The following is a 19,882-nucleotide window of genomic DNA, read 5'->3' as shown; positions in this document are numbered from 1 at the left end:
AAATTTTTGTAATTCTATTTTGGCTTACACTTTATTAATACGTAAATTCCCACACAAAGCTTTAGCTATTGTGACAAATTTCTTGATGAGAGAAAGAAGAAAAATGGTGGAAAATGATTAACAGATTCTATTATGGGGGATGACGCTTCTTTTTTGCTTGCATGAATTTGAAAAAACTGGCGATGTGGAAGAGGAAACTGGGATTATTGCCACCTGTTAGCCCTTTTTATCTGATTTTTGTTGGTTCGCTTCACCAGAATTTATTCGCCACAGAAAAACCATTTCCAAGCCTTTCTGCTTAAAAACGGTTTTGTCGACAGTCTGGATCATTTTATTAATAAAATGATTAATATTTTTTTCATCCCATTGTTTTACTGTTTCATCGGCGTCAAGTACAATTATCCAGTCATTTTGAGCAGACTGAATTGAAAAATTCCGGGCTGAGGAAAAGTCATCATTCCATTTAAAATGCAAGATCCTATCCGCGTATTTTCTGGCCAGATTCACCGTATTATCGGTAGAACCGGTATCCACCATCAGTATTTCATCCACATAATTTCTTGCATTTTTGAGACATTGTTCAATACAGGATTCCTCATTCTTTACAATGAGGCAGGCACTTATTTTATGGTTCATTTTCTCGTCCTCCACAGATTTTATTTTACTCCAACTTATTCCACTTTCCCATCCCTTAATAGAAGAATAAACCCTTCTAAAAATAAAGCTCAAATAGCAAGCCAAATAGCAAGAAAACCGTTAAAAATTGAATGTGAAAATAGCTATAACAAATCTAATAATACACATAATTTAATCTTCTAAATATTTTATCTCCGATTTCGACAGACTAACCGCCATTTCCGAAATACAATGTCGACCCTACGATCTGTATTATTAATTATTGTTGAATTTTACGAATTCGTGTTGTATTATGGTAATACTCGTAATTTATGTCATTAATGCTTTAACAGGATGTTCCGATAAAGAAAGGATACACATTGCGATGTTCGAAGTAATCCAGTTTGACGTGTCCGGTATTTGCAACGCAAGGTGTTCTTGGTGCGTAAGCGGAAGAAGAAACCGGAACAAGCAAAGTTCGGGTAAGTTTATCAATGTGGAAGAATTTAAACGTACAATATACCATTTGCTTGAAAACGGTTTTATCGAACAAGGACGAACTTGGCTGGCTCTTTATATGTGGGGCGACCCTTTTTTACATCCAAGAATTAAGGAAATCATCAAATTTCTTAATCAGGAAAATGTTCTAACGGGCATCAGCACCAACGCCTCCAAACCGGTATTCTTTGAGGAAGAGGGCGTATTGTCAAACATACGGCATATATGGTTTTCCATGCCGGGCTTCAGCCAGAGTTCATATGACAAATCACACGGATTTAATTTTGAAAAAATACTGTTAAACATAAAGGCAATGGCTGCTAACTACTACAAAATGGGTTGCTCTCCAGGTAAGGTTATTATAATATTCCATATGTATCAATACAATTTACTGGAGCTGGGCTTAGCAAATGAGTTTGCCAGGCAAAACAAACTTGGGTTTTGGCCCTATGCCGCCGGCATTAATGATTACGAATTAATGAAGAAATATATGAAGTCTGAAATGGATTATGAATTGTTGAAAAAAGCGTCAACAGAGCTGTTCCTCTACAATCTTACAGAGGAATTTCTAGCGAAAAAGCCGGAAGGATTTGTCTGCCCCCAGTTTAGCCAGATCACCCTCAATGAGGACTGCCGAGCACTGCAATGTTGTGGCAGATACGATGTTGACCTCGGAAGCATATTCGATTTGAAGCCGCAGGATATCAACAATTTAAGAGAACAAACGGGCGCCTGCACGGAGTGCAGGAAACTGAATATTGATTTTCACCGAGTGTTGCAGATAAATGAGATATTGCCATTAAGTTAGTTTAACATGAGGTAAATCTGATGGATATTATTGCTGTCGCAAGAAACATACTGGAGTTGGAAGGCACAATTGATACCGGAGTGGATTATATCCGGGAACAGGTTGCTGACGAGGCCAAGTCAGATGTCATTAATGGGATTATGAGTGTTATGGTGGACGCCTTGGAGGCTATCCTTTTGGAAATAAAAGACATAGAAGAAGAATTCCCCGGCAACAACGTAAACGAATTCCACACTGGTTTCGTTTACGCGCTGAGCGCGGTGAAAAACGTTTGTTCAACAGGCGGCATTCCTGATGAACAGCTTTTGAATGTTTTTAGGGACAGCTTTGTCTGTTATGACAGCGAACTTAAAAGATGTCTTGAACCATATGTTCTCTGCTAGTTTTATACAGGCACTGATTTTATTTTTCATTGGTTCATTCAGTCCTTGTCTGGCGCATATTTACTTATAAACGAATCTGCTTTCAAACTTATCAAAGGATATTAAGCCAGAATCTTTTGGCGAAATAATTGGGCTCTCAATATCCCACAAAACTCCGGCAGAATCCCATTTTATACCACTATCAAGTTGGGGCATGAACACGTTCGACATTCTATAACATACTATCGTATTTTCTGAATATACCGCATAGCCATGGGCCATACCTTCGGGTACATATAGAGAATAGTTGTTTTCGTTGTCCAGTATAAAACCTTCCCATTCCCCATAAGTTGGCGAACCCTTGCGAATGTCTACCACTACATCAAGAATCCGGCCCATTACACAAGAGACAACCTTTATCTGTGGAAATGGAGGATTCTGAAAATGCAAACCGCGTATGACGTTCTTATGCGAGGTCACAACAAGTTCCTCGTTATATTCACTATGAAGTCCTAGCGCCTTATAGCTATCGCTATGGTAGGGCTTTATCAGAGTCCCCCGTTCGTCGCCAAAGGTTTTAGGTTTTAATAAAAAACAACCTGAAATTTTTGATTGCTTAATAATTTCCATCTTTTTCAGTATCACTCCTATCCTATACCTTCTATCTGCAGCATCTTTTGTAACCCTTCATAGATTCCATACGTATCCGCCTTGGCAAGGATATTTTCGTCTGTGCAGCAAATTTTCATGACTTCTCGTTTCTTATACTCCCTCTCCCCGAAAATAATCTGTAGCTTTCTTCCTATAATCTCTTCATAGATTCTAACTAAATCTTTCAAGGTGACTATTTCTTTTGATGAAGCGATAAACGTTTTCTCGGTGTGTGAAGGTGACTTATAAGCATATTCTGACGCCATTAAAAAGGCTTTGATCACATCATCAATATATAGCAGACCCATTTCTTGTTCTCCGCCTGACATTCCAAGCTTCTCACCGCTTTGAGCCGCTTTTTTTAATATAGAAATCACTTTGGGACGCGGATCAAACGGGCCATATGTATCTATTAATTTTAGAGTTATAAATCTAAGGTCAAATGCTGAAATATAATATCGCGCTATATCTTCAAACGCCTTTTTTGTTGCCGCATATAAATCAGAAGGATAATATTGCTCGCTTGTATAATGCTGCCAATGTGTCCCGGTATTAATAAAATATTTAACATTATTTTTTGTTGTTGCCTCTAAAAGCTGCGTCCCAAACAGAATATTACTTTCAATAAGCTGCTTTATGTCTTCTGTTTTATGTTCCGCAATAAAAAGCGCGGCTAAGTGAAAAACAACTTCTGGAGCGGCCAATCGAACGATGTCAATTAATTCTGTGATAGTGCCGCCAAATGTATGTATGTATAAGCTGTCCTTAATATCGCTAATTAGAGTAAGATTTGAGGATGGACGAACGATAATATGTACATCAATCTCATTTTTTATGAAGTAACGTACTAGATTTGAACCGATAAATCCGGTTGCTCCAGTAATCAATACCCTATTCATACTCACACTCCAATAGAATCAATTTCTTGACTTAAGCCCCTTGACTTAACGCAGTGCAAAATCTGCTTTTAGTCTTAATTTTATAACTTTTAATACCTGGCTTTTTCTTTAACATTAAGCTAAATATGTTTAATTTATTATTTGCTGACAGCATAAAGCACTGTTTCAAATCCGTTTGATGAATAGGTTCTTAAATAAAACCTATAGCCTAAATTCCAGCTATCCAGTAACAAAGGAATTTCCCAAATATCATCAGCAAAATGATATACACATATGGCAAGATCCGGTTTGTATTTGCAAATGGTTTTTTGTGCACCCAAAAGGGCGTCGGCCTCTGAACCTTCAATATCCATTTTAATAAATGTCGGCGCAAAATCATATAGCGCATTGTCTATTGCGACACATTGTATACACTCTGTGCCGTCATCCGATATGCCAGACGAGGTTTTATTGGAATTAAACCTAAAACTTGCGTTTTTAGAATAAACACCACAAGGAAAGACTGTTATTTCGTCGGCAATAAATTCACTTTCATCAGCAAGCCAATTATTAAGCTCCGTCAGATTTTCTGTTGACGGTTCAAATAACGCTAGTCTTTTAATTTTCCCTTTCTCAGCCCATAGTTGTCTTGTTGTATCACCGGTATAGGCCCCACAATCAATAAATCTAAAATATCCTTTTGAAAATGCTATATTTCGAGGAAAATATTGTTTGCCACCTGACTGCGCCGCATAATCATCAAACTTTCTCGATCTAAATTGTACTCAGACAAGATAATTGACAAAACGGGATAAGACGGGATGTGTCGGGAGACACCGAGAAAAGACAGTATTTATGCGGGTTTGTGAGGGATATGGAAGGAAATCCGTGACAGAAATATTGAGAACGGCATCGAGTGAATTGATGTCGTCTTTTTTATGCCTTGAGGGGGCGTGGTGGTCGTGGAGTTGTCGGGCATCGCGTCAATTATCAACTAATCAACGAGGCCGGAAAACCGCATAAAATAAGCATTTTTACAAAGTGTGAGCCACTCAGATAGTCCCGGAAGCCCCAGCAGCAAGGGGGATAAAGGACATCATCGCGGCTCATATTTGCATTATAACATCAAAGGACAATGAAGTCGAGACGGTCGGCGTGCTAACGGAGCGTTAGTGAGTGTTAAATGCAGCGGCGGGGCGTGCGAAGAAGTGCGAAAATACGGCATTTCTCAGGTGTCAGCGCGTTACTTTCCCCGTGCGCGCCCGTGCGGATAACCCTCAAAAAGAGGCAAAAAGGCGGCTCATTCAAAGTGACAAAGCTATGTAATCGCAAAAAAGCTGTCACATTGCCGTAATATCAAGGGTTTTCGGCACTTACATCGGCGCGTCAAAGGCGATTTTCAATGTGACAAAAACAGATAGATAAATCTATCAAAGAAGCACAAAAATTAAACAGCTTCACTTGCGGCTGCCTCTTCCCCTGTTCCTCCACTCATCGAGCCGGATAACGTTCCCTTTTTAACTGCTTTACTGTAAAGCATCTCAATAGTGCTATTAACATACTCCTTGTCGCGGTCGTCCAGCGCGCGAAACATAGCAATAAGGTCGGCCTCCTTTTTGGTTAGTTCCATTAAGCCCGCCCTCTCATTTGTTGTATTAACCCTCCCTTGTTTGTTCTCACCTGTTAGAATCCATTCCATCGAAACACCCAAAGAAGAAGCAATTTTATAAAGCGAGAGCGTGTCAGGCGTGCGCTTTCCTGTGACGTACTGACTGATAGCGTTGTTAGACATTCCAGTTGCTCGGCAAAGGTCGGCCTGTATTTGATTGAGCTCTGCGAGACGGGCCGCTATCCTTTCCCCTACCTTTTCAATTTCTATCATCGTTTATCCTCCCTTCTTACAACAAGTGAGAGATTTATGCTTGACTTCCTCTCAGTTGTTGTATAAAATAAGACTGATAGAGAAATATATCAAGGAAATCATACCACACCTGAGAGGAAGATTAAAGAAAATTGAACAGGAAGGAGGTAAAATTTTGAAACACGGAAAGCGTCCGACACGGGCTCAGAAGATACGCCTTAAAGAGGCCGGACTGAATTATGAGAACTGGCTCGTCGTGAAGGCGACGACCGAAGGGCTCGAAGTGGTACACAAATACTCGGGTAAGACAAGAACAATCCCCGCAACGCTCGGAAAACAGAGCGGCGGCGAAAGGAGGAAACGGAATGAAAACAATCCTTCAGTACCTCAAAGAACAGAAAGATATGGCATGGCATAACCGCCTTTGTTATTCCAAGACCTATGGCATGGATACCCCGAAGGAAGGCTATGAGAAGGAGTTCGCCGAGGCGGTCAGAGACTGCGAGATTGTCGAGGAGCTCATCGCATTGGTGCAAGTAAAAGAGACGCCTTCGGAACAGACGTCTCCTTGCGATTGCCCTTTCGAAAAAGACGGCGCGAAGTTGTTGAAGTTTCTCAAAGAGATTGAGAATTATGTTTTGGGTGACTCTCCCGCTCATGTTTCTCAATCGCCAGAGATGCGATAAGCGAAATTGCGCCGACCATTTGAGGAATTAACTCATTTTCTTCCTTGAAGTATTCAGGGTACATCTTTTTGAAGTCGGCAACCAATTCACGAGCAAAAGCTTTAGCATCCATTATTACCACCCCCTCTCTATGATATGGCCGCAATCTCATTATAGAGCCAAAAGGTGGAAGTAACTACTCGAAACACTTCACAAACTTTGAAACGGAAGTAATTCTAAGAGCGCAGGAAGGAGGATGCTTGATGCAGCGCAACAAGAGACAACTGACCGCCTTCGGCGTGTTGGTTAAGAAAACGCTCATAGAAAAAGGCATGACACAGGTGCAGCTCGCACAAGAGGTCGGAACAAGCAACAAGTACCTCAATCTCATCCTATACGGAGACAGGTCGGGGGATAAGTACCTCCAAGGTATCGCGAGGGTGCTTGATTTAGACCCGGAATCGTTTAAAAAAATAGCATGAAGGAGGAATAACTTTGAAGAATGTCAATGAATTTCTTTTTGAGCTGGAAAGTCTCAAGGCCGGGATGGGGATGAGCGGTAAGACGCTCACCGATGAGACCAAGCTCATCATTCTGGAAAGGAAGCAGAACGAGCTCAAGCGGCAAGCCGAGCAGGTTCAAAAGGAAATCCAGAAGGATATTGAGGACTTGTTCGATTGCATCAGCTTAAAACAGGCAAACATCGAAACCTTGAGCGACATAAACACCTATCTTCATGAGGAGCTCAGGAAGGTTGAGGAGCACATCGGCAAAATCAAGTCGGCAAAGGTGACAAAAAGTGCGTGACCGGGGGGATGGCATCATGAGGAATCAGGTCAAAAGGAAAGAGAGCCATACCGACACCACTCGAACAGGCTCTCTTACCAGAAGACTCACGAAAAATCTTCTCCTGCCATTATACCACGGCAGCGGACACGGTTCAATGTGAAAGGAGGGAGAGGGGTTTGCCGGAAACATTCGTCACACTGGAAACAGCGGCAGAGCTTGAAGGAATCAAGTACAACACATTAGTCCAAAGAATCAAGCGCAATCCAAAAGCGTTCAAGACATTAACGGAGCCGGGAGAGAACGGCGGCAAAGACCGGGTAACGGTCGCCCTGTCCTCCCTCTCCACCAAAGCAAGGAAGGCCCACAAGGCAGCAAAAAAAGTAGACGGGAGGGATGTTGTTATCGAACAGAAGGCACAAGAGGCCCCGTGGTATCTCGATATCGACCTCAATTGGTACATAGAGAGTCACAAGCGGGAATATTATGAGGCGGTCGAGCTCTCAAAGCAGATTCAGGAGTTCGTCGCTTATGGAGAAGGTGAGCGCACGGCTTTCGCCGAGGAGTTCGCCGCAAGGCTTGGAGTCAGTCAGCGGACGCTCTACCGCTACGCCGAGGGATACCTCGAAGCGAGCGCGTGGGCTCTGAAGCTTGAAAAGGAAGAGGGCCGGAATTTCGACTTCTTCAAGGTGCTCACCCTATGCCGGAAACCGAAGCAGTCGTACACCTTTCCAAGCTTGACGGACAAGCAGAAGGCTATTATTGAGAACATTTGGTTTAATAAGGACTTCGCACAGAATCAGGGCACGATTGAGATGCTTTACACGAAATTCGAGGAGGTCGCCAAGGAGAGCGGATGGGAAGGCTATCCCTCCATCAAGACAGTGGCCCGGTATATCAAGTACATCATGGACGAGCTCCGGGGACGCAACGCCCACTATCTCGCCGCCAACGGAATGAGAGAGTTCAAAAATGCCCGGATGCTCAAGGGTAAGCGTGACGCTTCGGCCCTCGCGGTCATGGAGTTCGTACAGGGCGACGGCCACACCTTCGACTGCTGGGTGCAGTACACAAGCCCGAACGGGAAAATCAAGGCAATCCGACCGAAGCTTGTTGCATGGGTTGACACACGGAGCCGCTGCATCATGGGCGATGTGATGTGTGTCGACGCCAACTCGCAGATACTCAAGGAAAGCCTCGTCAAGATGCTCTACTCCAATCCGGGCGGCGTGCCGAAACACCTGCACATTGACAACGGCAAGGACTACACAGCGGAGACCAACACAGGGCAAAACCGCAAGGAGCGCAAGATGCAGGAACTTGACTTCGACAGCGAAACAAAAGGCTTCTACCGCTCCATAGGGATTGAAGACTGGTCAAGGTCTCTCCCTTATGAGCCGTGGGGCAAGGCGCAAATGGAGCGTTTCTTCGGGACGGTGTGCAGTATGTTCACAAAATGGATGGCCTCCTATGTCGGCACACTCACCGGGTCGAAAACTTCGGGTAAGCGGAAGAAGGACATCCCCGGAATGCTTGAGCGCGGTGAGCTCCTCACAATGGAAGAGTTTTACGCACTCTGGACAAAGTGGAAGAACGAGAAGTACCACGTCCGGGAACACCGGGGCCTTAAAGATGCTCGCGAGAAATGGGTCACTCCGATTGAGCTCTTTGAGAACGCCGAGCGGTACGTCAAAGCAGCTCCTCTGAGGGAATATGCAGCGATGCTCCTAATGAAGGCCGACACCGCCCTCGTCCGCAATCAAGGGATTATCAAGTTCGGCACGCTCTACACGGATTATGAGCTCTGCCACTACATCGGGCAGACCGTCAACATCAAATGGGACATCGATGACGTCACCAAGCTCTATGTCTTTGACAAGAACGGCAAGAAGATTTGCGAGGCTGTCTCGGCTGAACTACTACAGTTCGCGCCCCGCATGTCACAGGCCACGCTCGAAGAGCACCTCAAGAAGCAAAAGCGGCAGATTCGCGAGACGAAAGAAGACCTTGAGTGGTATCAAACACCATACGAGCTCCGGGTGCAGGACGGACAAGGCACTCCCGCCGTGGTCGGCGGTTTAGACCTCGCGGTCAGGGCTAAGAGGAACGACAACCTTATCCAGCTCCCGGACGATAAGGAGTTCCGTGAGGAGCTCAAGGCCGGAAGTGTTTCTAAGAAGCAAAAGCAGCACAAGGACTCCGATGACGAGTTCTTCAATCAAAAGGCTCAATCAGTCCTTGAGAGACTGAGAGCACTCGGATAATGAAAGGGGATAACAAAATGGAAGCAACGGCAGCAAAAGCCTACACAGGCGAAATTAAAACTCTTGCAGACAAGGTCAACGAGTACATTAAACGCGAAGGCAAGACCATCACAGACCTCGCGAGCACCATCAACTATTCACGGACGACGGTCTCCCGGTATCTTTCCGGGAAATACGACAGCGACGCGACGGAGCTTGAAGCGAAGCTCACCGCCTTCCTCGCGGAGGTAACGGGTGAGGAGCTCGTTGCCGCAACTGCCGAAAGAGCGAAGGTCGTCAATTTCACAAAGCGGAAGAGCTTCTTTGAGAGCCGGGACGCGCAGAACATCATCGGCGTATGCAATTCCTGTCAGGAGTACATCGGGCTCGGCATCGTGGTCGGAAAGTCTGGCTTCGGCAAGACCCACGCCCTCAAGTATTACTCCAAGATGCCCCGGGTCGCCTATATCGAATGCGACGACACCATGAGCTCAAGAGACCTCGTGGAGTCCATCGAAAGGGCTCTCGGCATCCCTACCACCTACGGGACGATATGGAAGCGCGTTAACGGAATCAGGGAGTTCTTCAACGTCAATCGCGGTTATCTGCTTATTATCGACGAGGCGGACAAGCTCATCTCCAAGTACACACAAAAGAAGATGGAAATTCTCCGGGCCATATTCGACCAGTCCGATGTCGGCATGGTCATCGCGGGCGAGCCGAAGCTCGAAGCGCAGATAAAGTCCTACCTCACCCGCTTCGCGAATCGCGTCGACTTTTACGCAAGCCTCAAGGGGCTCTCCGGCAAGGAGGTCGATAACTTCCTCGAAGGTTACGAAGTCGAGGAGGACGCCCTTGCGGAGCTGAAGTCCCGGGCGTGCAACCATCAAACAGGCTGCTTCCGACTCCTCGACCGCACGCTCAACAACGTTTTCCGCATCATGAAGGAGCGCGGGGAGTCCAGAATCACGCTGACCATCATCAATCAAGCATCTAACATGATGATGCTTTAAGGACGGAAGGAGGATAAACAATGAGAAGCACAGCGGCATTAAAAATCGACGAGGCCGTAACGGTCGGCCTCACCTGCCTCGAACAAGGGCTCGACAGCAAGGCGACGGTCAAGCAGAACATTCTCACAGCGGTCTCGATGAACTGCCTCCCCATCAGGGAGGCTCAGTCCGTTGAGGAGCTCCCGGTCGAAGTCTTTGAACTGTTTCACAGGCAGCTCGGCCTCGGGTTCGAGGTTCGGGCCGGGAAGGTCGTCGGGGTGAGCTTCACTACCCCGGAAGGCAAACTCGCAACCGTCACACTATCAGACATCGAAAGAGGTGAAAAGTAATGGCAAGGACAAGAATCAAGGAGGCCCCGGTCTATAAGACATGGGAAGAGGTCGACGCCGCCCTCAAGGAAATCGCCGAGGCTGAGCTTGACCTCGTGGACATAGAGGGCGAAATGAACAAGCAGATTCAAGGCATTAAGCTCACGGCGGCGCAGGAGGCGAAACCTATTCAAGACCGCATCGCCGCTATCGGCAAGGACATCAAGGCGTTTGTTGAGGAGCACCGGGGAGAGCTCGACGGCAAGACAAAGACGCTGAACTTCGGAAAGACGGGCTTCCGCATGAGCACGAAGGTTATACTCCCGAAGGCGAAGGAAAAGCTCGCGGCAATCATCAAGAGCCTCAAGTCCCGCAAGATGAACGACTGCATCGTTGTTACCGAGACCATCAACAAGGACATACTCAAGAAGTACACCGAGGACGAAATCCTCCGGGTCGGAGCGTCGCTGAAAAAAGAAGACACCTTTTGGTATGAGACCGACCGGGAGAAGCTGCAAGCTTTACAGCGTTAGGAGGCGGTGTTATGGCAGGGAAAGCATATGGGGGGCGCAATCGCCCCCGCTATTCTATCCGCACCATTTGGGGGCTCGCGAAGTCCCCGGAGCTCTCCCTTGACGATGAAGACCTGTACGGCATCATCGGGCGGGAGACGGGCAAGGACAGCATGAGGAAGCTGACGCAGGGCGAAGTCGACAAGGTGTGCCGGGTACTCTCCAACATGAAGGACGATGTCAACCGGGCTGAGCGCGGCAAGCGGACGGACGAGGGCGGCAATCCTCAGACCGAGAAGCTCCGCCGCAAGATTTACGCCCTCACCGGGGAGCTCGGATGGAACAACAACAATGACCGAATCAACGGCTTTGTCAAAAAGATGTTCAAGGTCGACCGCATCGAATGGCTGACAGTTCCGCAGAGCCACAAGCTCATTGAGGCCCTCAAGAAGATGGTCGACAGGAAGGAGGAAGGCGATGCCGGGGAAAACAAAGAAACCTAAGAAAATGACCGCACGCGAGAAGGCGGCCCGGGCTGAGGCTAAAAAGAGACTTCAGGAAAAGGGCGTCATCCCTCCCGACAAGCCAAAGCTCAACCGCAAGAAGTTTGCAAAGGAAATCCTCACAGAGTGGGAGGCCGCCGAAGAAAAAGCAGACCTCGCATTCTACCTTTACCAGGCCGTCTTCAACATGGTCGGCAAGGACATGCGAGAGGTCACGCCGGAGCAGGTCGGAGTCCTCAAGGCCCTCAAGATTGCGCTTGAGACAAGGAAGTTCACGGAGGCCCTCAAAGCGGAGGGTCGCGCACAATACACCATCGGAGAGTATGTCGATAAGGTATTTGCTCCAATTATGAGATTATAAGGAGGAATCGGTATGAAAAAAGTAACCATCGACCCCGGCCACGCTCCGGGGAATGTGAATAAAGGCCCTACCGGGTATTATGAATATGCCGGGATGTGGAAGCTCTCAAACTTCCTCAGAAACGCCCTCATCAGGTGCGGGATTGATGCCAGTCTGACAAGGTCGGAAAACGAAGACCCGAGTCTTGATGAGCGCGGCAAGCGTGCCAAAGGGAGCGACGTCTTCATCAGCGAACACTCCAACGCCGCCAATGGTCAAGCCCGTGGAGTAGAGTGCTTCTATTCAGTCCGCATCGCCCAAGACAAGGCTTGGGCCGGAAAACTTTCGGCAGCGGTCTCAAAGGTCATGGGGAATAATGACCGGGGAGCCAAGACAAGAGAATCGGAGACAACCAAAGGATATGATTATTACGGAGTTATCCGTTCCGCCGTGGCTGCTGGCGTGCCGCACGTATTCCTGATTGAAAACGGGTTCCACGACAACGCAGTGGACGAGGCGTTCCTGAAGGTGGACGCTAACCTTGAAAGCATGGCTGAGGCTCAAGTAAAGGTCATTTGCGAGCTCCTCGGCGTGACGTACATTGAAAAGGGCGCAGTTCCCGCAGAGCAGCTCTACAGGGTGCGGAAAACTTGGGAGGATGCAAAGTCTCAGGTTGGAGCGTACAGAATCCTTGAGAATGCAAAGGTGGAATGCGACAAGAATCCGGGGTACAGCGTGTTTGATGAGAAGGGCCAAAAGGTTTATCCTCTTTCCTCCTCTGTACCGCAGCCGCCGAAGGAAGAGCCAAAGGAACAGGGGACGCTCATCATGGGCAAGACGGAGGCGACGGCGGCGCAGATGGCAGCCTACGCGCTGAAGGTAAATCCAAAACCTCTCCTTCCCTCCTGCACTATTGAGGAGCTGGCGAAGATATTCGTCGAGGAGGCAGAAGTTGAAGGTGTGAGGGCGGATGTTGCTTGGGCTCAGTCCCTCAAGGAGACAGGGTGCTTCAAATATGGCGGCATCGTCCTTCCTGAGCAAAACAATTACGCAGGTATCGGAGCCTTAAACGGAAACAGCCAAGGACAGGCCGCAAGCTTTGAGAGCCCGAGACTCGGAGCCAGGGCACAAATACAACACCTGAAGGCGTATGCCAGCACAGAAGCGTTAAAACAGGCGTGCGTCGACCCTCGCTTCGGTTTAGTCAAGAGAGGCTCCGCAATATATATTGAGTGGCTGGGAGCCGGAGACAATCCCAACGGGGCCGGATGGGCGTATCCGGGCAACGGCTACGGAGCCGACATCATCAAGATACTCAATGCCATATTGAAGGAGCCCGTTGTCCTCCCTCCTCCCCAAGAAACGCCGCAGGAGGAGTCAAGCGTTCCCCGGTGGCAGCGCGACGGCTTTGACAAGCTGGTCGCGGCGGGCGTCATCAGTAGCCCGGAATACTGGTCGGCCAAGCTCGGGGACACAATCACAATCGGGGAGGTCTTCGGGATACTCGGCAAAATGTGTAAATAAGATTCAGGAGGTCGCGGTATGGACGCATTAGCAAAAGAGCTCACGCTCGAACAGATTCCCGAGGGCCTTTACAGGGAAATAGCGGAAGCAATCGGCGTCGAGAATCTCGTCAAGCTCACACAGCTCGTCGGCGGTTCAACGATATACCTGCCGAAGACTGAAAGTGTCGTCCGCCCGGTCAGAGACGCGAGGATTAGAGAGGAGTTCAACGGGTACAATCACATGGAGCTCGCCAAGAAGTACGATGTAACCGAGCGATGGGTACGACAGTTATGCGGCGACGGCCACGCCGAAGGTCAGCTTTCCCTCTTTGATTTGCCCGGCCCGGGGGATGAAAAGGCCGTGTAATAAGAATCAATTCTCAGAAGTGCTACACATATAAACTTCACAAGGCATAAGGTAACATTAACCATAGGAGCTTCGCTCCTATGGTTATTTTATTCCCAAAATTGCAAAGGAGGAGTCAAGATGGAAACCATTCAGACAATGGCAAGCGATGTCGTCGTCACCCTCGTCCTCGCCCTCATCGGTCTTCTTGCGGCGTATGCTACATACGGCATCCGAAAGCTGACCGAAAAGGTGAAGGCGCAAACCGCGCAGCTCAAAGACGAGGAAGCGCGCCGCCTGCTCAACAACGCCCTTCAGGATGTCGAAGAGCTGACGACCGTCACCGTGGCCGCCATTGAGCAGACCACGGCAAAGAGTCTCAGGGAAGCCGTCAAAGACGGCAAGGTCGACCGTTCCGAGCTTGTCGCCCTGTCAAAACAGGCGGCGGAAGAAATCTCGGCGGCATTAAAGCCGGAGGCTCAAAAAATCATCGAGGAAAACCTCGGCAGCTTCAAGGACTATCTCTCCAAGCTCATTGAGGAGAAGGTGCTCGAACTGAAGGCGATGACGCAATAAAGGAGTGAGGGCATGGAAGCAAGTCAAATTTTCATGTTCGCGCTTCAGACCATCACGACGCTTGTCATCGCGCTCATTGGTTGGGCGGTCAAGACCGCAATCGGTGACATGAAGGACGCAATCAAGAAAAACTCGGATGACATTGAGAAGGTCAAGACCGAGCTTTCCGAGCTGAAGAGTGACCTCCCTCTTGTCTATGTCTTAAGGGAGGACTTCATCCGAACGCTCAACAACGTCGACAAGCAGATGGGCGACATGAACGCAAAGCTTGATAAGATACTGCACTACAAAGTAACAAAGGAGGGGTGACAACATGGATGAGATGAATGAGCTTGAGGTTAGCCGCAATAAGGCGATTCGCGGCTATATCATCAGGAGCCTCGTCAAGGGTCATCAAAACACGCTGCTCCTCCGGCAGATAACGAACGCACTCGTCGCGGACGGAATGATTGTCTCCCCGGACATCAGCAAGCATCTCGATTATCTGAAGGAGGGCGAATACATCGCTTTTGTCGACAGGTCGGTTAATGCGTACAACGCATACCGCAAGGATGCGGTCATCAAACTCACGAAAAAAGGAGTTGACCTCGTCGAAGGGACAATCGACGACCCGGGAGTTGATGTGTAATGGCCGAGAGAAGACGGACAAGGGTCAGCTCAAAAATCACACAGCTCCCGGACGACATCAAGGAGCAGCTCGACGCGCAGCTCCTCGACACGTCCAACACCTACGAAGAGATTGCAGCATGGCTCAAGTCGGAGGGTTACAACGTCAGCAAAAGCGCGGTCGGGCGGTATGCTATCCGTGCGAATCAGGCGGCGCAGCGTGTCGCCGAGACCCTTGAACGGACAAAAGCAATCGCCGCAGCCGTCGAGAAAAATCCCGACCTCGACTTCACAAAGGCGTCGAGGATGGTCTTGATGGACGGCTTGATGCAGAGGGTGTCAACGGCGGAGGATGACTTCGCGGAGATGCCGCTTGACAAGGCCGGGCGGCTCATCGCCTCCCTTTCCCGTGTGGGAGTTTATGAGCAGAAGGTCAAACGGGATTATAAAACTAAGATGGAGCTTGCTTTCGAGGCCCTTGAGGACGACCTGACAAAGGCAATCAAGTCAGACCCGCAGCTCACCCGAGAGCTGCACGCAGTCCTCCAAAAGGCCCGTGAGAAGATACTGACAGATGATTAACCTCAAGGAATACATCGAAAAACTTGAAGAGCCGGAAGACCGCGAGGAGGTCGCCAATAGGCAATATCAGCGGGAGCTTTTCGAGACATACGCGACACGGGAAGGCAAACACCAAAAGGAACGGGCGCAGCTCTTCAAGGAGTACCAAGACGGAGCCGAGCTCACAGGTGAGAAGGGACTGAGGAAACGCCTCGGGGCCTTCGACCTTGAATATTTTGGCCGGGCATACCTCCCCCACTATTTTGTCAGGGAGTCCCCGAAGTTTCACGGGGAGCTTGACGACATTTGGGAGGATGGCGTGATGAAGGGCAAGAACGCAATCCGGGACGCGAAAGAAATCTCCCGGGCGGAAGGATGCCGGAGAGCGATTGAGGCTCCCCGTGGTCACGCCAAGTCGACGACGTTCACCTTCAAGGACACCGTCCACGCTTCGGCCTACGGTTACAAGCATTACATCATCATCCTCTCGGACAGCTCCGAACAGGCCGAGGGGTTCCTCACCGACATCAAGACGGAGTATGAGGAAAACGCAGCTCTCCGGGAAGACTTCGGGGATATGCAGGGCAAGGTTTGGAAGGCCGGAGTCATCCTGCTTTCAAACGGCGTGAAGATTGAGGCTATCGGCAGCGGCAAGAAAATCCGTGGACGGCGTCACAAGCAATGGCGTCCTGACCTTATCCTTTGCGACGACCTCGAAAACGACGAGAACGTCAACACCCCGGAGCAACGGAAAAAGCTCCGCAATTGGTTTTATAAGGCCGTGTCGAAGGCGGGCGACACCTACACCGACATTGTATATATCGGGACGCTCCTCCACTTCGACGCGCTGCTCGCCAATGTTGCGAAGAATCCGCAGTACAAGACGGTCAAGTATAGGGGCGTCATCAGTTTTGCAAAGAATGAAAAGCTCTGGTCGGCATGGGAGGCAATTTATACCGACCTAAACAATGACGACAGGCAGGAAGACGCGAAGGCGTTCTTTGAGGCGAATCGCGAGGAGATGCTCGAAGGGACGGAGGTTTTGTGGGAAGCCAAGCTCTCTTATTACGACCTCATGGTTATCCGGGTATCTGAAGGCGAGAGCAGCTTCAACAGTGAAATCCAGAACGACCCTATCGACCCCGAAAGCTGTGCATTCAACGAGGAATGGTTCAGTTATTACAAAGACGACGAGGTCGACTTCTCGGATGGCCGCTTCCTCTTTGTGGGGGCGAATGACCCATCCCTCGGCAAGAACAAGAAGAGCGACACGTCGGCAATCATCGGCCTCGCGAAGGACACCCGCACGGGCTATATGTATGTGGTCGTCGCCTCTATTGAGAAGCGCAAGCCGGATGTCATCATCGAAGACGCAATCGAGACCTCAAAGCGGCTCCGGCGTGACTACAAAAAGCCCTTTGCCAAGTTCCGGGTCGAGACGGTGCAGTTTCAGCACTTTTTCAAGGACGTCATGGCGCAGCGCAGCGCGGAGGCCGGAGAGTACCTCCCGATTGAGGAGGTCAACAGCATCCAAAACAAGGACTTGAGAATTCAGTCCTTGCAGCCGTTCGTCAAGAACGGGTACATCAAATTCAACGAGAAGCACAAGACCCTCCTTCAGCAGATGAAGGAATACCCGATGGGCAAGAACGACGACGGGCCGGACGCTCTTGAGATGGCCGTGAGGGCCGCCCTTGAGCTGAAGGTCGGGACAAAGGTCGATTACAAGTCCGTCATCAGCCGGGCTCTCAAATTCAGAAACGGCTCGTATTAAGGAGGTGAGACGGATTGAGCAAAAAGAAACAAAGGCAGCAGCAGACGAAAGCTCCGGCCCTGAGAAGGCCCGACCTCACGGAAATCGCGGTCGCACAGGTACAGGACAAATATTCGGACTACCCGAGCAACGGCCTCACGCCCGTCAAGCTGGCAACCATCTTCAAGGAAGCGGACGCCGGGGATGTCCTCCGGCAGATGGAGCTCTTCGAGGAGATGGAGGAAAAAGACCCGCATCTCTTCTCGCAGCTTCAGACCCGCAAGAACGCCGTCACGGGCCTCGACTTTGAAGTTATCCCCTTTGATGCGGATGACGAGCGGGACAAGGAAATCGCCGAGTTCGTGGCGCAGGAAATCGAGAGCCTCGAAAACTTCGAGGACATGGCGATGGACTTGCTTGACGCAATCGGCAAAGGCATCGCGGTCTCTGAAATCATATGGGACTATGACGATGGCCGAGTCGTTGTCAAGGAAATCAAGAACAGACATCAGAAGCGTTTCTTTTGGGATGCGGAGGACAACTTCAAAGTCGTCACCAAGGAATACCCGAGCGGCATCATTGTCCCTGAGAACAAGTTTATAATCCACCGCTACAAGGCCCGCAGCGGACACCCGTCAAGGGCGGGCGTTCTGAGGGTCGTCGCGTGGATGTACCTCTTCAAAAACTACGACCTGAAGGATTGGGTCAGCTTTTGCGAGGTCTTCGGGATGCCCCTTCGCCTCGGCAAGTACGCCCAGGGCGCAAGCGAGGAAGACAAGGCCGCTCTCATGCGAGCCCTCGTTCAGATCGGCTCCGATGCGGCGGGCATCATCCCGGACGGGACGGAAATCGAGTTCAAGGAGTCCAGCAAGACATCAAGCCTCGACATATACGAACGGCTCGCCCGGTACTGTGACGAGCAGATGTCAAAAGCTATCCTTGGACAGACGCTCACCAGCGACTCCGGGGGCGGCAGCTACGCACAAAGCAAGACGCACAACGAAGTCCGTCACGACCTCACGGTCGCAGACTGCAAGGCTCTTGCCGCGACGCTCCGCCGTGACCTTATCCGACCCCTCGTCCTCTTCAATTTTGGCGAGGACAGGCGCATTCCGTACATCCGTTACGATTGCGAGGAGGCCGGAGACCTCAAGGAAACGGTCGACATCTATGAGAAACTGATTTGCAGTATTGGGCTCAAAGTCCCGACCTCTCACCTATATAAGAAGTTCTCCATCCCGAAGCCGGAAAACGGTGAGGAAGTGGCAGCTCCGAGCAAAGGCTCCGCCCTACCCATCCCGATGAAGGAGCAAACGGCGGAGGTCGTCACCAATGAAGCAACGGCAGCCGGAGCCGAAAAGGTCGAACTCAAGGGACAGGCAGCCGGAGAGCCGGGAACGCAGCAGCGCATCGACGGCCTCACGGCAGCGGCAATCAAACAGAGCTCGGGCCTGTTCAAGAAGCTTTTCGCTCCCGTTCTCAAGATGCTTGACAACACCGAAGACCTCGACGCTGTCAAGAAACTCTTTGAAAACGAGGAGCTCGTCGAGCGGCTTGCCGGGGAAATGGATGTCAAAGACATTGAGGAGCTCCTTCAAAAGGCGATGCTATATGCAGACCTTGAGGGGCGGGTGATACGGGATGAATGAAGTTGAGAGCGTTATCTCCCGGAACAAGGAGATAACCTTCGAGGAGGCGGTCGAATACTTCAGGGGTAAAATCCCTGTCACAGCGAAGCAGTTCTCGGAAATCGCGGCGGAGTATCAGTCCCTCGCCTTCACCGTCTCGGGCTATACAAAGGTTCAAGTTCTCAAGAAGTTTCACGACGAGCTCCTCCGGGCGATTGAGGAAGGAGAAACGATGCGGAGCTTCCGGGACAGAATGAACGGGTTCCTTGAGGCTCAAGGGTACGAAGGAATTACGAACTTCCAAGCGGACAATATCTTCAGGACGAACATTCAAACGGCGTATCAAGTCGGGCACTACAGGCAAATGACCGACCCGGATGTCCTGAAGCTCCGGCCTTATTGGATATATGACGCAGTGAACGACACGAGCACCCGTCCCTCACACCTTGCGATGGACGGAAGGGTCTTCCCGGCAGATTCCCCGGTATGGGACACATGGTATCCGCCGAACGGCTTCCGATGCCGCTGCACCGTGCGCTCGCTCTCCAAAAGACAGGTCGAGCAGCGGGGGCTCAAGGTGGAGACAGAGAATCCGAAGGCGGCAGAGCTCCGGGACGGACGCTTCGTGAACATCCTGCCCGACCCGAGCTTCTCGACGAATCCCGCGAAGGTGCAGTTTACACCCGACCTCAAGGGATACCCGGAAACCTTGAAGAAGGCATTTGAGAGGAGCGTGAAAGCCAAAGACAAACAATAAGCGTTAAAAGGCCCAATTTAGTAGTTTATCCATCGAGTAAGGCAAAATATACCTAAAAGAATTCTAACGGGCGTTATAACGCGTGCTAACGGGGTTAGAAGCGATTC

The 19,882-nt window shown here is 49.7% G+C and carries 26 protein-coding genes; 20 read left to right on the top strand and 6 right to left on the bottom strand.

The annotated features are described in order from the left end of the window. Positions 1 to 216 precede the first annotated feature (216 nt). Complete coding sequence (locus SGLY_RS13290) at positions 217 to 636, bottom strand: glycosyltransferase family 2 protein (protein ID WP_013625744.1); 420 nt, start codon at positions 634 to 636, stop codon at positions 217 to 219. A gap of 475 nt (positions 637 to 1,111) precedes the next feature. Here SGLY_RS13290 and SGLY_RS13285 point away from each other — a divergent pair, with 475 nt between their 5' ends. Beyond that, the gene (locus tag SGLY_RS13285) at positions 1,112 to 1,921 is read left to right on the top strand and encodes a hypothetical protein (protein WP_148228143.1); all 810 of its coding nucleotides are present in this window, start codon (positions 1,112 to 1,114) and stop codon (positions 1,919 to 1,921) included. Positions 1,922 to 1,941: 20 nt separating this feature from the next. After that, complete coding sequence (locus SGLY_RS13280) at positions 1,942 to 2,304, top strand: hypothetical protein (RefSeq protein WP_013625742.1); 363 nt, start codon at positions 1,942 to 1,944, stop codon at positions 2,302 to 2,304. A 60-nt stretch (positions 2,305 to 2,364) separates the two neighbouring features. Here the strand turns inward: SGLY_RS13280 and rfbC are convergent, their stop codons facing one another. The 4 genes from rfbC to SGLY_RS17195 all read right to left on the bottom strand — a co-directional run bounded on the left by rfbC (position 2,365) and on the right by SGLY_RS17195 (position 5,694). Then, positions 2,365 to 2,913 carry a dTDP-4-dehydrorhamnose 3,5-epimerase gene (gene rfbC / locus SGLY_RS13275; protein ID WP_013625741.1) on the bottom strand — a complete coding sequence of 183 codons (549 nt, stop codon included), beginning with the start codon at positions 2,911 to 2,913 and terminating at the stop codon, positions 2,365 to 2,367. Positions 2,914 to 2,930: 17 nt separating this feature from the next. Then, the gene (locus tag SGLY_RS13270) at positions 2,931 to 3,833 is read right to left on the bottom strand and encodes an NAD-dependent epimerase/dehydratase family protein (protein ID WP_013625740.1); all 903 of its coding nucleotides are present in this window, start codon (positions 3,831 to 3,833) and stop codon (positions 2,931 to 2,933) included. A gap of 137 nt (positions 3,834 to 3,970) precedes the next feature. Continuing rightward, positions 3,971 to 4,495 (bottom strand): FkbM family methyltransferase, encoded by a 525-nt coding sequence (locus SGLY_RS18665; protein ID WP_427916616.1) that lies wholly within the window; start codon positions 4,493 to 4,495, stop codon positions 3,971 to 3,973. A 764-nt stretch (positions 4,496 to 5,259) separates the two neighbouring features. Then, positions 5,260 to 5,694, bottom strand: a complete 435-nt coding sequence (locus SGLY_RS17195) for a helix-turn-helix domain-containing protein (RefSeq protein WP_013623754.1) — start codon at positions 5,692 to 5,694, stop codon at positions 5,260 to 5,262. Between the two features lie 154 nt (positions 5,695 to 5,848). Here SGLY_RS17195 and SGLY_RS13255 point away from each other — a divergent pair, with 154 nt between their 5' ends. Continuing rightward, positions 5,849 to 6,091, top strand: coding sequence for a DUF6906 family protein (locus SGLY_RS13255; protein WP_013623755.1), 243 nt, complete (start codon positions 5,849 to 5,851; stop codon positions 6,089 to 6,091). 197 nt (positions 6,092 to 6,288) lie between these two features. Here SGLY_RS13255 and SGLY_RS17940 read toward each other — a convergent pair whose 3' ends face one another. Continuing rightward, entirely contained in the window at positions 6,289 to 6,471 is a 183-nt protein-coding gene (locus tag SGLY_RS17940) for a hypothetical protein (RefSeq protein WP_148228055.1), read from the bottom strand. Positions 6,472 to 6,601: 130 nt separating this feature from the next. On the opposite strand from SGLY_RS17940, the gene SGLY_RS13245 reads away from it, so the two are divergent. The 17 genes from SGLY_RS13245 to SGLY_RS13165 all read left to right on the top strand — a co-directional run bounded on the left by SGLY_RS13245 (position 6,602) and on the right by SGLY_RS13165 (position 19,775). Further along, positions 6,602 to 6,820, top strand: coding sequence for a helix-turn-helix domain-containing protein (locus SGLY_RS13245; RefSeq protein ID WP_013623757.1), 219 nt, complete (start codon positions 6,602 to 6,604; stop codon positions 6,818 to 6,820). Between the two features lie 13 nt (positions 6,821 to 6,833). Continuing rightward, positions 6,834 to 7,145, top strand: coding sequence for a hypothetical protein (locus tag SGLY_RS13240; protein ID WP_013623758.1), 312 nt, complete (start codon positions 6,834 to 6,836; stop codon positions 7,143 to 7,145). Between the two features lie 158 nt (positions 7,146 to 7,303). After that, positions 7,304 to 9,388, top strand: a complete 2,085-nt coding sequence (locus SGLY_RS13235; protein ID WP_013623759.1) for a Mu transposase C-terminal domain-containing protein — start codon at positions 7,304 to 7,306, stop codon at positions 9,386 to 9,388. A gap of 17 nt (positions 9,389 to 9,405) precedes the next feature. Beyond that, a complete protein-coding gene (locus SGLY_RS13230) occupies positions 9,406 to 10,380 on the top strand; it encodes an AAA family ATPase (protein WP_041444955.1) in 975 nt (324 codons plus the stop codon). A 20-nt stretch (positions 10,381 to 10,400) separates the two neighbouring features. Continuing rightward, on the top strand, positions 10,401 to 10,709 hold the full coding sequence (locus tag SGLY_RS13225) for a hypothetical protein (RefSeq protein WP_013623761.1): 309 nt from the start codon (positions 10,401 to 10,403) through the stop codon (positions 10,707 to 10,709). After that, a complete protein-coding gene (locus tag SGLY_RS13220; protein ID WP_013623762.1) occupies positions 10,709 to 11,221 on the top strand; it encodes a host-nuclease inhibitor Gam family protein in 513 nt (170 codons plus the stop codon). Before SGLY_RS13225 ends, SGLY_RS13220 begins: the two co-directional genes overlap by 1 nt. Before the next feature lie 11 nt (positions 11,222 to 11,232). Continuing rightward, positions 11,233 to 11,703, top strand: a complete 471-nt coding sequence (locus tag SGLY_RS13215; protein ID WP_013623763.1) for a regulatory protein GemA — start codon at positions 11,233 to 11,235, stop codon at positions 11,701 to 11,703. Continuing rightward, positions 11,678 to 12,064, top strand: a complete 387-nt coding sequence (locus SGLY_RS13210) for a hypothetical protein (protein ID WP_013623764.1) — start codon at positions 11,678 to 11,680, stop codon at positions 12,062 to 12,064. The genes SGLY_RS13215 and SGLY_RS13210 overlap by 26 nt, the downstream gene beginning before the upstream one ends. Before the next feature lie 12 nt (positions 12,065 to 12,076). Further along, positions 12,077 to 13,567 carry an N-acetylmuramoyl-L-alanine amidase gene (locus SGLY_RS17190; protein ID WP_013623765.1) on the top strand — a complete coding sequence of 497 codons (1,491 nt, stop codon included), beginning with the start codon at positions 12,077 to 12,079 and terminating at the stop codon, positions 13,565 to 13,567. 18 nt (positions 13,568 to 13,585) lie between these two features. Then, positions 13,586 to 13,915: a Mor transcription activator family protein gene (locus tag SGLY_RS13200; RefSeq protein WP_013623766.1), complete on the top strand. Its 330-nt coding sequence runs from the start codon at positions 13,586 to 13,588 to the stop codon at positions 13,913 to 13,915. Between the two features lie 120 nt (positions 13,916 to 14,035). Beyond that, a complete protein-coding gene (locus tag SGLY_RS13195) occupies positions 14,036 to 14,470 on the top strand; it encodes a hypothetical protein (RefSeq protein WP_013623767.1) in 435 nt (144 codons plus the stop codon). A 12-nt stretch (positions 14,471 to 14,482) separates the two neighbouring features. Then, positions 14,483 to 14,779, top strand: a complete 297-nt coding sequence (locus SGLY_RS13190) for a hypothetical protein (protein WP_013623768.1) — start codon at positions 14,483 to 14,485, stop codon at positions 14,777 to 14,779. Between the two features lie 4 nt (positions 14,780 to 14,783). Next, positions 14,784 to 15,098 carry a hypothetical protein gene (locus tag SGLY_RS13185; protein ID WP_013623769.1) on the top strand — a complete coding sequence of 105 codons (315 nt, stop codon included), beginning with the start codon at positions 14,784 to 14,786 and terminating at the stop codon, positions 15,096 to 15,098. Beyond that, positions 15,098 to 15,658, top strand: a complete 561-nt coding sequence (locus SGLY_RS13180) for a DUF3486 family protein (protein ID WP_013623770.1) — start codon at positions 15,098 to 15,100, stop codon at positions 15,656 to 15,658. The genes SGLY_RS13185 and SGLY_RS13180 overlap by 1 nt, the downstream gene beginning before the upstream one ends. Continuing rightward, positions 15,651 to 17,411, top strand: coding sequence for a phage terminase large subunit (gene terL / locus SGLY_RS13175; RefSeq protein ID WP_013623771.1), 1,761 nt, complete (start codon positions 15,651 to 15,653; stop codon positions 17,409 to 17,411). The genes SGLY_RS13180 and terL overlap by 8 nt, the downstream gene beginning before the upstream one ends. A gap of 14 nt (positions 17,412 to 17,425) precedes the next feature. Further along, positions 17,426 to 19,039: a DUF935 domain-containing protein gene (locus SGLY_RS13170; RefSeq protein ID WP_013623772.1), complete on the top strand. Its 1,614-nt coding sequence runs from the start codon at positions 17,426 to 17,428 to the stop codon at positions 19,037 to 19,039. Continuing rightward, entirely contained in the window at positions 19,032 to 19,775 is a 744-nt protein-coding gene (locus SGLY_RS13165) for a phage head morphogenesis protein (protein ID WP_013623773.1), read from the top strand. The genes SGLY_RS13170 and SGLY_RS13165 overlap by 8 nt, the downstream gene beginning before the upstream one ends. Positions 19,776 to 19,882 lie beyond the last annotated feature (107 nt).

Source organism: Syntrophobotulus glycolicus DSM 8271 (assembly GCF_000190635.1).
Lineage (GTDB): Bacteria > Bacillota > Desulfitobacteriia > Desulfitobacteriales > Syntrophobotulaceae > Syntrophobotulus > Syntrophobotulus glycolicus.
The sequence above is the reverse complement of the archived record's forward strand: the minus strand, read 5'-3'. Positions and strand labels throughout refer to the sequence as shown.